The 12,806-nt window shown below is 65.5% G+C and carries 12 protein-coding genes; 1 reads left to right on the top strand and 11 read right to left on the bottom strand.

The genetic code is table 11. The annotated features are described in order from the left end of the window. The first annotated feature begins 15 nt into the window (after window positions 1–15). A complete protein-coding gene (locus C9I57_RS06895; RefSeq protein WP_107149892.1) occupies window positions 16–939 on the top strand; it encodes a DMT family transporter in 924 nt (307 codons plus the stop codon). 142 nt (window positions 940–1,081) lie between these two features. Here the strand turns inward: C9I57_RS06895 and C9I57_RS06890 are convergent, their stop codons facing one another. From C9I57_RS06890 to C9I57_RS06840, 11 genes are all read right to left on the bottom strand, one after another. After that, entirely contained in the window at window positions 1,082–1,624 is a 543-nt protein-coding gene (locus C9I57_RS06890) for a YbaK/EbsC family protein (RefSeq protein ID WP_258187544.1), read from the bottom strand. A 57-nt stretch (window positions 1,625–1,681) separates the two neighbouring features. Further along, window positions 1,682–2,620 (bottom strand): hydroxymethylglutaryl-CoA lyase, encoded by a 939-nt coding sequence (locus tag C9I57_RS06885; protein WP_107149891.1) that lies wholly within the window; start codon window positions 2,618–2,620, stop codon window positions 1,682–1,684. 56 nt (window positions 2,621–2,676) lie between these two features. Continuing rightward, a complete protein-coding gene (locus C9I57_RS06880) occupies window positions 2,677–3,627 on the bottom strand; it encodes a 2-hydroxyacid dehydrogenase (protein WP_107149890.1) in 951 nt (316 codons plus the stop codon). A gap of 98 nt (window positions 3,628–3,725) precedes the next feature. Beyond that, window positions 3,726–4,772, bottom strand: coding sequence for a biotin synthase BioB (gene bioB / locus C9I57_RS06875; protein WP_107149889.1), 1,047 nt, complete (start codon window positions 4,770–4,772; stop codon window positions 3,726–3,728). A gap of 90 nt (window positions 4,773–4,862) precedes the next feature. Continuing rightward, the gene (gene bioD, locus C9I57_RS06870; protein ID WP_107149888.1) at window positions 4,863–5,588 is read right to left on the bottom strand and encodes a dethiobiotin synthase; all 726 of its coding nucleotides are present in this window, start codon (window positions 5,586–5,588) and stop codon (window positions 4,863–4,865) included. Continuing rightward, on the bottom strand, window positions 5,585–6,772 hold the full coding sequence (gene bioF, locus C9I57_RS06865; protein ID WP_107150170.1) for an 8-amino-7-oxononanoate synthase: 1,188 nt from the start codon (window positions 6,770–6,772) through the stop codon (window positions 5,585–5,587). The genes bioD and bioF overlap by 4 nt, the downstream gene beginning before the upstream one ends. After that, window positions 6,772–8,187, bottom strand: a complete 1,416-nt coding sequence (gene bioA, locus C9I57_RS06860) for an adenosylmethionine--8-amino-7-oxononanoate transaminase (protein ID WP_258187543.1) — start codon at window positions 8,185–8,187, stop codon at window positions 6,772–6,774. The genes bioF and bioA overlap by 1 nt, the downstream gene beginning before the upstream one ends. A gap of 333 nt (window positions 8,188–8,520) precedes the next feature. Further along, window positions 8,521–9,831, bottom strand: coding sequence for a dienelactone hydrolase family protein (locus C9I57_RS06855; protein ID WP_107149886.1), 1,311 nt, complete (start codon window positions 9,829–9,831; stop codon window positions 8,521–8,523). A gap of 427 nt (window positions 9,832–10,258) precedes the next feature. Next, the gene (locus C9I57_RS06850; protein WP_107149885.1) at window positions 10,259–10,711 is read right to left on the bottom strand and encodes a YchJ family protein; all 453 of its coding nucleotides are present in this window, start codon (window positions 10,709–10,711) and stop codon (window positions 10,259–10,261) included. Window positions 10,712–10,750: 39 nt separating this feature from the next. Then, window positions 10,751–11,881: an acyl-CoA dehydrogenase family protein gene (locus C9I57_RS06845; RefSeq protein WP_107149884.1), complete on the bottom strand. Its 1,131-nt coding sequence runs from the start codon at window positions 11,879–11,881 to the stop codon at window positions 10,751–10,753. A 135-nt stretch (window positions 11,882–12,016) separates the two neighbouring features. Beyond that, entirely contained in the window at window positions 12,017–12,697 is a 681-nt protein-coding gene (locus C9I57_RS06840; RefSeq protein ID WP_107149883.1) for an SDR family oxidoreductase, read from the bottom strand. Window positions 12,698–12,806: the final 109 nt, after the last annotated feature.

Genomic DNA, 12,806 nt, shown 5'->3' with positions numbered 1-12,806 from the left:
TTTGTCGAGGCATCCGTGGCTAACCAGGAAATCCGACGCGGCGCGTTGGAGATGACCGTCGCAATGTTGATATCGGGTACGGTGGGCTGGCTCGTCGTGAAGTCGGGTGAGCCGCCTGTCGCCGTCGTATTCGTTCGTTGCGTGTTCGGCGCCATCACGCTTGCGCTCATCTGCGCGTGGCTGGGCCTTCTCCGGCGCGACGCTTTGTCGTGGCGCATCGCGGGCCTCGCCGTCGCCGGCGGCGCGGCCGTCGTTGCCAACTGGATTCTGCTCTTCGCCGCCTACTCGCGCGCGTCGATCTCGATGGCGACGGCCGCCTACAATACGCAGCCGTTCATGCTCGTTGCGTTGGGCGCGCTCGTCTTTCGCGAGCGCATCACTGCGTCGATCGCAGTCTGGCTCGCCGCCGCCTTCGTCGGGCTCGTCTTCGTCGTGCGCGTCGAGCCGGCCGTCCTTGCCGTGCCCGGTCAATATCTCGAAGGGATCACCTATGCGCTCGGCGCGGCATTTTTCTACGCCATCGCGTCGATCGTGACGAAGCAGCTCAAGGGCACGGCGCCGCATCTGATCGCGCTGATCCAGGTGACGCTCGGCGCGCTCGCGCTCGCGCCGTTCGTCGATTTTCATGCGTTGCCCAGAACTGCGGGCCCTTGGGCGGACCTCGCCACGCTCGGCATCGTCAACACAGGCCTCATGTACGTGCTGCTGTACGGCGCGATTCAAAGATTGCCGACCGCGATGACGGGCGCGCTTTCGTTCATTTATCCGGTAGTCGCGATCGTCGTCGACCATGTCGCGTTCGGGCAAACGCTGGCCTGGGTCCAACTGCTCGGTGCCGCGCTGATTCTGGTTGCCGCCGCAGGGGTCAATCTGGGTTGGCGCGTGGTGCCGCGCCGGGCATCGCTACCGCGCGGCTCTTCGCACGCAAGTGAAATTTGAGTGAAACCGGGTTATAGAGTATTCGCAGGGAATTCCCCGATGCGCTCAACCAAGGCGCATCGGTATGATGACGGTGACGCTGATCACGTCGTACATTGCGCCGTTCGCCATTCTTGACGAGCGGCTTTTCTTTTTTGGCCTCTCAATCGCGCAAAGCCACATCGGCGACGGGGGCGTCCGTCAGTCCGATCAGTTCCTGCGGCGACAGATTGAAGACGGCATGAGGATGGCCGGCCGCCGCCCAGAGGCTGTCCAACTGCAACAGGTCCGCATCGATCAGCGTGATGGGCGGCGTGACGTGCCCGATCGGGCAGACGCCGCCTATCGCATAGCCCGTCTTCTCGCGCACGAACTTCGCGTCCGCTCGCGCGACCGCACCGACTTGCGCGGCGACCTTTTCCTCATCGACGCGATTCGCGCCGCTCGCGATGACGAGCACGGGCATATCGTCGTCGCGCCGTCGAAAGAGGATCGACTTCGCGATTTGCGCGACGGTGCAGCCGAGCCCTGCCGCTGCTTCCGCCGAGGTCTTGCCCGTCTGAGGCAACATGACGACGGGCTTCTCATGCCCGCGCTCGCGCAGCAGCAGGGCGACGCGCCGCGCCGATTCGGGCAATGCGGCGAGCGGTTCGGACGCATCCGCCACTTCGGGCGCGTTCGTAGGGGTCAATCGTTCGTTGTTCATATCGATCGTTGTTGTTCGCTATTGTCGATTCTTTCGGCGCGCGCAGGCCGCGTCACCTCACGCCTGCTCGCTCGCTTCGCTGCATTGCGCCGCATTTCGCTTCGCGAGCAATGCACGGCCGGCGCGCGACGCGTTGGGTCGGCCGATCGCCGACGAGATGAAGTGGCCGATGTCGACGACTTGATCGAGATCGATGCCGGTTTCGATTCCAAGGCCATTCATCAGATAGAGCACATCCTCCGTCGCGACGTTTCCTGTCGCGCCCTTCGCGTAAGGACAGCCGCCGAGACCTGCCACCGACGCATGAAAAATCTCGATGCCTTCGAGCAGCGAGGCGTAGATGTTGGCGAGCGCCTGACCGTAAGTGTCATGAAAGTGCCCCGAGAGCCGTTCGCGCGGAAAAACCTTCGTCACCGCCGCGAACACCTCATGCGTGCGCTTCGGCGTGCCGACGCCGATGGTGTCCGCGATGTCGATTTCGTCGCAGCCGAGTTCGGCGAAACGCTGCACCACGTCGACGACCGCGGGTACCGGCACGTCTCCCTGATAGGGACATCCGAGCGCGCACGAGATGCTGCCGCGCAGCCGCAGACCGTTGTCTTTCGCGGCTCGCGCGACGGGCTCGAAGCGCGCAACGCTCTCCGCGATACTGCAATTGATGTTTCGCTGCGAGAAAGCCTCGCTCGCGGCCCCGAAGATGACCACTTCGTCGGCCTGCGCAGCCAGCGCGCCTTCGAAGCCCTTCAGGTTCGGCGTGAGCACCGAATAGATCGTGCCGGGCCGGCGCGCGATGCCCGCCATCACCTCGGCGGCGTCGGCCATTTGGGGCACCCACTTCGGCGACACGAACGACGCCGACTCGACGTTGCGAAACCCTGCCGCCGAGAGCCGATCGACGAGCTCGATCTTCACCGCGGCCGGCACCTGCTGCTTCTCGTTCTGCAGCCCGTCGCGCGGGCCGACTTCGACGATCTTCACTGCGCGAGGCAAGGACATGTCATTCTCCAGTCGATTCGTAAGGACTGCCGATCGATTTTCGCGATGTTGTTCTGTCAGTACCCCCGCAACGGATCGACGATGCCGCCGATCGGCTCTCCGCGCTCGAGCGCGGCGATCTTTTGCGCGATCTGTGCGATGGCCGGCTCGCGCAGCGTCAAGGCCGCGATATGCGGTGTGATCGTCACGCGCGGCTCCCGCCACAAGCGGTGATCGGGCGGCAGCGGCTCCGTCGCGAACACGTCCAGCGTGGCCGCGGCGATCCGTCCCTGCGCAAGCGCGTCGAGCAAGTCCGCCTCGACGAGATGCGCGCCGCGTGCGAGGTTCACGAGATAGGCGCCGTGCGCGACCTTCGCGAACCTCCGACGGTTCAGGATACCGTCAGTATCGGGCGTGCTCGGCAGCAAATTGACGAGCACTTTGAGCCCTTCGAGAAACGCGTCGAGATTCGCTTCGCCCGAGAACGTTTCGACACCCTCCAATGTTTTCTGGCTCCGACTATAGCCGCGCACGGGCAAGCCGAGCGATGCCAGGGCCTGCGCGACGTGCGCGCCGAGCGCGCCCAGCCCGAGCACGCCGACCGTGAATGTTTCGCGCGCATGCGGCGCGAGTTCGCGCCAGCTCGGAGCGGCCTGCCGCTGCGCGAGTTCATATTCGTCGAAGCGGCGCATGTAGCGTAGCACCGCGTATGTCGTGTACTCGGCCATTTGTGCCGCCATCCCCGTATCTTCGAGCCGGACGATCGGCACGCCATGCGGCAGCGTGCCCGGCGCTTCGCGCTCGAGCGACAGCAAAGCATCCACGCCCGCGCCGAGATTGAAGACCGCTTTGAGCCCGGCGCGCCGCGCGAACAGCTCGCGCGGGGGACGCCAGACGAGCGCGTAGTCGGCATCGGCCACGTCGCCGGGCTCCCATGCACGTAGATGCGCGCCGGGTAGCGCGCGTGCGAGCGACGGCAGCCAATGGTCGGCTTCGTTTGCCTGCGGCGTGTGAAAGAGAATCTTCATGCGTGCTGCGTACGGTCGGGCGGCGAGTCTCTGAACGAAGGGGCGAACCCTGTCATTTTACTTTCTCGCCCCCCGCTCGCGAAGCCGCGCAACGGACTTTAGCCGTTGCGGCATGCCTCTTTGCATGTGTCTTGCACCGCCGGCAGATGCTCCGCACTCTGCGCGCGTATGCCAAGGCGGTCGAAGAGTTTCCGATCGGCGTCCGCCTGCGGATTGCCCGTCGTCAACAACGCGTCGCCGTAGAAGATGGAGTTGGCTCCGGCCATGAAGCAAAGTGCCTGAACGGCATCGTTCATTTGCTGGCGGCCGGCCGAGAGTCGCACCATCGCGCGCGGCATCGTGATGCGCGCCACGGCGATCGTGCGCACGAACTCGAACGGATCGAGAGGCTCGACTTCGCCGAGCGGCGTGCCTTCGATCGCAACGAGATGATTGATCGGCACGGATTCGGGATAGGGGTCCATGTTCGCGAGTTGCGCGATGAGCCCCGCGCGCTCGCGGCGCGACTCGCCCATGCCGACGATGCCGCCGCAGCAGACGTTGATGCCTGCGTCGCGCACGCGTTCGAGCGTTTCGAGCCGGTCCTGGTAAGTGCGTGTCGAAATGATCTGCCCATAGAACTCGGGCGATGTATCGAGGTTGTGGTTGTAGTAGTCGAGGCCCGCTTCGCGCAGCGCCTTCGCCTGATGGTCCTCGAGCATGCCGAGCGTCACGCAGGTTTCGAGGCCCATCGCCTTCACGCCGCGGATCATTTCCTTGATCGGCTCAAGGTGGCGGTCTTTCGGGCTGCGCCACGCGGCGCCCATGCAAAAGCGCGTCGCACCGTTATCCTTCGCCGTGCGTGCCGCGGCGAGGACCTCGCCGATGTCCATCAGCTTCTCGGCTTTGAGGCCCGTTTCATAGTGCGACGACTGCGAGCAGTATTTGCAGTCCTCCTCGCAGCCGCCCGTCTTGATCGACAGCAACGTCGAAAGTTGCACGGCGTTCGCGTCGAAGTGCTCGCGGTGCACTTGCTGAGCGCGAAAGAGGAGATCGTTGAACGGCAGCTCGTAAAGCGCCGCAACGTCTCCGACGCGCCAGCGAACGGTATCGGGTGTTTGCGGTGCGGCCATCGGCGACGCGCTTTCGGTTTGGGCTTGAGTCATATCGTCGATCCTTCGAGGCTTGGGAACGCTGTGGGGTCGTCGTTCCGAATTCGTCAAAATTCGCGTAAGCGGTGATGGGAGGAAGCGGCGCTAACTCGGCGGCGGCTGAGTACGCAAGATCTTTAGGAGTCCTGCGATATCGATCGTCTGCGCGGCTTGCTCGGGCGAAGCGGGTGCCAGATGCGGGACGATGCCGAGAAGCGGCGCATCGTGCTCGCGAGCGAGCCATTTGCGCACCGTATCGATATTTTCGTCGCGGTACAGCATGGCTGGGTCGACGACGTTCGCCACCCAGCCGGCGATGCGCAGTCCTCGCGCGGCGATCGCTTGCGCCGTCAGAAGCGTATGGCTGATGCAGCCGAGGCGCACGCCCACGACGAGCACGACGGGCAGTGCCAATGCGCGGGCGAGGTCAGCCGTGTCGTGTTCGTCGTCGAGCGGCACGCGAAAACCGCCGACGCCTTCGACGACGACGATATCGGCGAGCTTCGCTGCTTGCGCGTGGCACTGGACGATGTGGGCGATATCGAGCGCGACGCCTTCATGCGCGGCGACGATGTGCGGTGCCGCCGGTGCTTTCAAGAGATACGGCGTGCGCAGTTCGGGCGGCAGCAAAACGCCGGCGGCGGCGTCGAGCTGATCCGCGTCCTCGTTGTGCCATTGCCCGTTGCGCTCGACGGCTCCGGCCGCGATCGGTTTCATCGCCGCGGCGCGCAGGCCCGCGCGCTTGAAGCCGTGCAGCAGGGCGCAAGAGACGAAGGTCTTGCCGATCTCGGTATCGGTACCCGTGACGAAGAGCGAGAGCGGCGCGTTCATGCCTGGCCTCCCTCGTCGATTCGACAGAGCGCTGCTTCGAGCCTGGCCAGATCGTCGAGCGAATGCGCGGCCGACAGCGAGATGCGAAGCCGCGACGTGCCGGCCGGCACCGTCGGCGGCCGAATCGCCGGCACCCAAAGCCCCTCGGCGTCGAAGCGCGCGGCGAGCGCCAGCGTGGCTTCGTTGTCGCCGATCACGAGCGGTTGAATCGCCGTTTGCGAATCGACGGGCTGCCAGCGCGTTCGGCGAAGCATGGCGCGTGTGCGCTCGATCAGCGTCGCGAGATGCGCGCGGCGGGTGTCGCCTTCATCGCTTCCGATCAATTCGAGGCTCGCCGAAACGGCATGAGCGACCGCGGGCGGCGCGGCCGTCGTGAAGATATAGGGCCGCGCGCGCTGTACGAGCCATTCGATCACGGTCTCGTGCGCGACGATGGCCGCTCCCGCCACACCGGCCGCCTTGCCCAGCGTACAGACGTAGACGAAATGCGGCGAGCGCAGCGCATGCTCGGCGAGCACGCCGCGCCCTTGCGGCCCGAGCACGCCGAAGCCGTGCGCGTCGTCGACGACGAGCCACGCGCCATGCCGCTCGGCGAGCGCGAGCAAACGGGCGAGCGGGGCGATGTCGCCGTCCATGCTGAACACGCCGTCCGTCACGATCAGCTTGGCGCTCGAATCGGAGGCTTCCAGCATGGCCGCGAGGGCAGCCGTATCGCCGTGCGGATAGATCTGCACGTCGGCGCGCGAGAGCCGTGCGCCATCGATCAGCGAGGCATGGTTGAGCGCGTCGGAGAAAAGGGTCGTGTCGCGGCCGGCGAGCGTCGTCAGCACGGCGAGATTCGCCATATAGCCGGTGCTGAAGGAGAGGGCGCGCGGCGCATCGACGAAGCCGCCGCAAAACGCCGCAAGATCGTCTTCGAGTTGCGCGTGCGCATGTGAGTGGCCGCCGAGCAGATGCGAGCCGCCGCTGCCCGCGCCGTAGCGTCTGGCGCCCTCGGCGAGCGCGGCCGTCAGCTTCGGGTGCGAGGCGAGGCCGAGGTAGTCGTTGCTCGCGAAGCCCACTATCTCGCGTCCGTCGACGCGCATATGCGCGCCGCAGGGCGTTCCGGCGGTGCGCCGGCGGCGTGTCAGGCCGCGTGCATCGAGATCGGCGAGGCCTTCTCGGAGCGAATCGAGCAAATGCATCAGCGCTCCTCGCCCGCAAGCGTCGCTTCGAACGTCTCGCGCGTTCGCGCGGCGAGCCATGCGATTTGTTCGTTGTCCAAAATATATGGCGGCATTAGATAGACGGTCGTGCCGATCGGACGCATCAGCAGCTCGCGCGCAAGCGCGTTGGCGAAGAAGCGTCGCGAGAAGGTGCGCGCGGCATCGCCTTCGAGGGCGACGTCGAAAGCGATCAGCGTTCCGCGACGGCGCAGATGACGCACCTTCTCATGCGAGGCGAGCGAGCCAAGCGCCGCGAAAAGTGCCGACGATTTCGTCTCGTTCGCGGCCAGCACGTCGTCGGCTTCGATGAGATCGAGCGTCGCGAGCGCCGCGCGGCAAGCGAGCGGATTGCCCGTATAGGAATGCGAATGCAGGAAGCCGCGTGTCGTATCGTCGTCGTAGAACGCGGCGAACACCTCGTCGCGCGACAGCACGATCGACAAGGGCAAATAGCCGCCGCTGATTCCCTTCGACAAGCAGAGGAAATCGGGCCAGACGCCCGCCTGCTCGCAGGCGAAAAACGTCCCTGTGCGTCCGCAGCCGACGGCGATCTCGTCGGCGATCAGATGCACGCGAAATTCGTCGCACAACGCGCGCAGGCCGGCGACGTACGACGGGTCGTGCATCGCCATGCCGGTCGCGCATTGCACAAGGGGCTCGACGATCAGTGCCGCGATCCGTTCGGCCCGCGATTCAAAAAGCGCGCGGACGTCTTCGAGCGCGCGCCGCGCCACGTCGACGGCTGTCTCACCCGGCTGCGCGAGGCGCGCATCGGGCGATGCCGCCACGTGCGCGCAACGGATCAGCGGATCGTAAGCGTCCTTGAACAACGCGACGTCCGTGACGCCGAGCGCGCCGATCGTTTCGCCGTGATAGCCGTTCGCGATGCAGACGAATTCGCGCTTCTCGGGCAAGCCGCTGTTGCGCCAGTAGTGGAAGCTCATTTTCAGTGCGATTTCGACGGCCGATGCGCCGTCCGACGCGAAGAACGCATGGCCGAGCGTCCCCCGCGTGAGCCGCGAGAGCCGCTCCGCGAGCTCGACGGCGGCCGTATGCGTGCAGCCCGCGAGCATCGCGTGTTCGAGCATGTCGAGCTGCGCCTTCAACGCGTCATTGATACGCGGATTCGCGTGACCGAACAGATTGACCCACCATGAGCTGATCGCGTCGAGATATCGGCGCCCGTCGTGATCGAAGAGCCATGCACCTTCGCCGCGCGCCACGGCAACGAGCGGCAGCCGCTCGTGATGCTTCATCTGCGTGCACGGGTGCCAGATCGCCGCGAGGCTACGTGCAGCCCATTCCTGAGCGCCGCTTTCGTCTGGCCGGCTGCTTGCGCGCCCGTGCGTCGTGAAGCCCGTACTCTTTACTTGGTTGAGAGCGTCAACGTTCATACGCTTCGAAAATTCGTCCGTTGCGTCCGCGCGAGGAAAACGCGGACCTGTCCATCGCTTTGCGAGCTCGCGATGCGCGCGTTCGTCGCGGCATGCGAGCCAAGGCGGACGTGAGAGTAGCGCGTTCCGTTGGACGATGCACGCATTCCGTGCCGCGTCGAACGGCGCGTTTTGCCGGCCGTTCGACGCAGCTCGGGACGCTTCGGAGCAGATCGCAAACGTTGAATGACGTTGACGACGGCAGAGTGACGCGGTACGCCGGCAAAATTCATGAAAAACGCGAGCGGCGCGGGCGGTCAGCCGCGCGCCGTTGAGCGAATCGCAATGGCAGACTTACCAGCGGCTGGCAAGCGAGGGATGGGCAACGGTGCCGGTACCGCCGACACCGCTCGTGTCGTTGCCGCGCGATGACGACGCTGTTTGCGTGCCGTCGTTCCAGACCACCGAGTCGTTGACCGCATAGAGCTGGCAGGGCTCGCCGTGGTTCTCCTTGCTGCAATTAGCGAGCGCCACCGACATCGGATCGTCGCCGCCCTCCGCCCACGACCAGGCACCGGAGCTCGCGACCGCGAAGGCGCGGCTCGGGAATTGATGCAGGAACTTGCTGTATGCCGCGCGGCCCGCCGAATCGAGGTAGGGGACGGCGTTGACCGAATCGACGGCCGCGTAACCCGTCGCTTGCGGCATCGGGCGCGTTTCGACTTGGTATTCGGGCCGCGTCGGCATGCCGATGCGCGCGAGGAACGCGTCGACGGAGGGCCACCAGATTGGTACGCCGTCGCGATCGACGACAAGCCGGTGCGCGTCGTTCTTGTACGATCCGAAGTCGATCATCTTCGCGCTCGCGCCGTGACCGACATAGGCCGCATACATGCGCTCGGTCAGATCGTGCGTCCAGATCGAGTCGTTGTCGCCATAGAGCCAGAGCGACGGCACGCGCGCCTTCTCGCCGTAGGCTTCGAACGCGTTCGTGAGGTTGTCCTGCCACCCGGAGCAGGCGTCTTGCCGCAGTCCGCCGGAGAAATTGATGAGGCCGCGCACGCCGGGCGCCGCGCGCATGCCGTAAGCGATCGCCGTCAGCCCACCGTGCGACGTGCCGGCCACGACGATCCGCGAAGCATCGACGTACGGTTCCTTCGACATGTAGGCAATCGTGGCGGCGACATCGTCGGCTTGCGCGTCGCCGTTCTTTTCGACGTCGCAACCTTCCTGGCGGTAGGTGCCGCCGGAATTGCCGAAGCCTTCGCGATTGGGGGCGACGACGACATAGCCGCGGCGCACGAACTCGCGCGCGAACGCGAGCGGACGGCTGCGCGCCTGTGCGCGGGGGTCGCCCGCCATCTTGCCGTGATTGAAGACGATCATCGGAAACGGTCCCGGACCGTTGGGCTTGAAGATCGTGGTTTCGAGCGTGGTCGAGCCCGCGCTGTCGACCGGAACGCGGACGACGCGCTCATTGAGATCGGCGGCGAGGACGGGCATGTCCGACTCGCCGAACTCCAGTCGTGCCACGTTCGCGGCCGAGAGCGGCCCACCGGGGCTGGTGGCGAGTGCGACGTCTTGCTTCGTTGAGTTCGAGCCCGCATGGACGCTCACCCATGCGCACGCACATGCCAATCCAACCCAAACTTTTTTCCAACTCATGCGCGCCTGCTCAGAAAATCGGTTGTCACGGCGATGGTCCCTCTCTCGTCCATCCCGGATCAGTATCCGCGCTCACTTCGCTGGGCCGTTGCTCGAAAAAAGGCCGGCAATGGTCACAATTCGTCCCATTGGTCGTGCGACGAGGCGTCGCCGGCAATCGGTGGCGAAAAAGCGCGGGAATGTGACGCGCACCCGTTGCGCTCGAAAAATCGATAGGGAGTCCTATCCATCCCCAAGCGCAGTTGCAACCGGCGGCGAATGCCTTCGGCTAGCAACGATTCGTCTGAACGATGCACGTCACAAGCGAGCCCAATCGTAGCCCGCCGATATTCGCCTGCGCAATAAAGGAGAACCCGGGCTTGCCGGACTTGGACGTCAGGCGTACCGGGTGAAAAGCGATGGAAAGGTCGACGGCAGAGCAGCGAGGTTAGCGCTCGCTTACGTCGCCGTCCACGTAGCGCCAGCGTCCATCGTCGCCGCGCGTGAAACGGCTCACCTCATGCAGCCGGTGTCCGCGACCCCCCGTTTTAAATCGAGCGACGAATTCCACGATGGCATGCCTATCGTCGAGCGCTTCGAAACGTTTGATCTGGAGCCCCAACCAGCGCGGCGCATCGGGCGCGTCGACGTCGGCCGCGAGGTCGGCGGGGCAGGTCGAAGGATCCCATGTCGCCCGGAGGTAGTCTGTGTCGCCGACCACATAGGCGGTATAGCGCGAGCGCATCACCTCGAGCGCCGTAGGCGGCACGGCCGCGCCGCTCAAATAGCGGCCGCAGCAGTCGGCCAAGCGCGGCGCGTCGGCCGCGGCCCGGCGGTTCGGTGCCGCGCCGCCGCAGGGGCAGAGGCCCGCGGCGGGCGCGGTCGGTTGCTTTGCGTTCATCCGGCGTTGGTGGTGTTGGGGGAACGAAAACGCCGAATCTTACTCGAGCTGCCTGGCAATCAAGATCTTTTGAATATCGCTCGTGCCCTCATAAATCTGGCAGACGCGCACGTCGCGATAAATGCGCTCGACCGGAAAGTCGGTGACGTATCCGTAGCCGCCGAACGTCTGCAAGGCCGCGGAGCAGATCCGTTCGGCCGCCTCCGATGCGAAAAGCTTCGCCATCGCCGCTTCCTTGAGGCAAGGCTGGCCGGCATCCTTCAGTGAGGCCGCATGCCAGACCAGTTGCCGCGCGGCTTCGAGCTGCGTCGCCATCTCGGCGAGCCGGAACTGCACGGCCTGGTGACCGATAATCAGTTCTCCGAAACTTTCGCGCTCCTTCGCATAGGCTAGCGCAGCCTCGAGGGCAGCGCGCGCCATGCCGACGCTTTGCGCGGCGATGCCGATGCGCCCGCCTTCGAGCCCCGACAGCGCGATTCGATACCCTTCGCCTTCGGCGCCGATGCGCTGGGCGGCCGGCACGCGGCAATTTTCGAACACGATCTGCGCCGTGTCGGACGAATGCTGCCCGAGCTTGTCTTCGACGCGCGCCACGATGTAGCCCGGGGTATTCGTCGGCACGATGAAGGCGCTGATGCCCCGCTTGCCGGCGGTTTTGTCCGTCACGGCCATGACGATCGCGACATCGCCGTGCTTGCCGCTCGTGATGAACTGCTTGACGCCGTTGAGGACATACGCGTCCCCATCCCGCACGGCCGTGGTCCGCAGCGCCGAGGCGTCGGAGCCGGCCTGAGGCTCGGTGAGGCAAAACGCGCCGAGCATCTCGCCGCGTGCGAGCGGCGTCAGCCAGTCGCGCTTTTGCGCGTCGTTGCCATAGGCGAGCAGGATGCTGCACACGGGGCAATTGTTGACGGAGATCGCCGTCGACGTCCCACCGTCGCCGGCTGCGATTTCCTCGAGGATCAATGCGAGCGCGAGCGCGTCGAGGCCCGCGCCGCCGTATTCGTGCGGCACGAGCACGCCATATGCGCCAAGCTCGGCGAGCTGCCGATGGACGTCCTTCGGAAACGTCCGTTCCCGGTCCCATTGCGCGGCGAAAGGCGTGACGGCATCGCGCACGAACGTACGCACCGCATCGCGGATCATCGTGTGATCCTGGTCGAGCACCATATTCGTTTGTCTCCTGGCTGGTTGCCTTGGATTGCTATGTCTACAGCATTGGCGGCCCTTGTGAGGCCTTGCGTTCGGGTCACTGATCAAAGCCCGATCGAACGGATGAGGCGAGAAGGTGTGATCCGTCTCGTTCTACCACTCGACCGGCGTCCCGTCATACTGGACGAACCGGCCGTTGAAAGCGGCCCGCGCGGCGCCCGCCTGCGCAATGACTTGACGCATGCCGGACACGCTGCGCTCAGCGTCGATCGCCGCGTTGGCTCCGCCCATGTCCGTGCGCACCCAGCCGGGATTGAGCGCGATGCAAGTCGCCCGGCGCGTTTGCAGCGACGCCACGCGCAGCGCGCTGTTGAGCGCGGCCTTGCTCGCGCGGTAAAGCCAGCCCGTCGTTCCCGTCGCCTCGCTGATGCTGCCCATTCTGCTCGACAGCACGGCCAGGACCCCATCCACCGATTCGACGAGCGGCAGCAGCACGGGCAGCAAAAGCATCGGGCCGCGCACGTTGGTGGACATCACGTGGTCGAAATCGTCGGCTGAGAACGACTCGACGCCTTCCGTCTGCGGCCCGTAGACACCCGCGCAAATAATGGCCACATCGAGCTTCTCGTCGGCGATCACGGCGGCCAGCCCGTCGATGTCATCGGGCTCGGTCACGTCGAGCAGAATCGGCTCGGCTTCGAAGTCGGACTCGATCGCGTCGAGCGCCTCGCCGTCCCGTGCTGTCGCGATGACGCGCCAGCCCGCGCCACGGTATTGCCGCACGAACTCACGCCCGATGCCGCGCGACGCGCCCACGATCAGTGCTGTCTTCATTGTTCGGACTCCTAACGGACCGCAGAATCTGCGCGGCAGGCGCGCCGCATCTTGCCTTCAGCCGATCGAGCGCCGCCTGATGCCCGAGGATGCCCGATCGCCCGATGCG

Source organism: Trinickia symbiotica, from assembly GCF_003028655.1.
Taxonomy (GTDB): Bacteria; Pseudomonadota; Gammaproteobacteria; order Burkholderiales; family Burkholderiaceae; genus Trinickia; species Trinickia symbiotica_A.
This window is presented reverse-complemented; position numbering and strand designations above follow the sequence as displayed.

What these genes read in the sequence shown, in the direction of transcription:
- C9I57_RS06845 (WP_107149884.1), bottom strand. Translation starts at nt 11,881, where the DNA reads ATGGTGCTCGACCAGGATCACACGATGATCCGCGATGCGGTGCGTACG.
- bioF (WP_107150170.1), bottom strand. Translation starts at nt 6,772, where the DNA reads ATGCATTTGCTCGATTCGCTCCGAGAAGGCCTCGCCGATCTCGATGCA.
- bioD (WP_107149888.1), bottom strand. Translation starts at nt 5,588, where the DNA reads ATGAACGCGCCGCTCTCGCTCTTCGTCACGGGTACCGATACCGAGATC.
- C9I57_RS06880 (WP_107149890.1), bottom strand. Translation starts at nt 3,627, where the DNA reads ATGAAGATTCTCTTTCACACGCCGCAGGCAAACGAAGCCGACCATTGG.
- C9I57_RS06855 (WP_107149886.1), bottom strand. Translation starts at nt 9,831, where the DNA reads ATGAGTTGGAAAAAAGTTTGGGTTGGATTGGCATGTGCGTGCGCATGG.
- C9I57_RS06850 (WP_107149885.1), bottom strand. Translation starts at nt 10,711, where the DNA reads ATGAACGCAAAGCAACCGACCGCGCCCGCCGCGGGCCTCTGCCCCTGC.
- C9I57_RS06885 (WP_107149891.1), bottom strand. Translation starts at nt 2,620, where the DNA reads ATGTCCTTGCCTCGCGCAGTGAAGATCGTCGAAGTCGGCCCGCGCGAC.
- C9I57_RS06840 (WP_107149883.1), bottom strand. Translation starts at nt 12,697, where the DNA reads ATGAAGACAGCACTGATCGTGGGCGCGTCGCGCGGCATCGGGCGTGAG.
- bioA (WP_258187543.1), bottom strand. Translation starts at nt 8,187, where the DNA reads ATGAACGTTGACGCTCTCAACCAAGTAAAGAGTACGGGCTTCACGACG.
- bioB (WP_107149889.1), bottom strand. Translation starts at nt 4,772, where the DNA reads ATGACTCAAGCCCAAACCGAAAGCGCGTCGCCGATGGCCGCACCGCAA.
- C9I57_RS06890 (WP_258187544.1), bottom strand. Translation starts at nt 1,624, where the DNA reads ATGAACAACGAACGATTGACCCCTACGAACGCGCCCGAAGTGGCGGAT.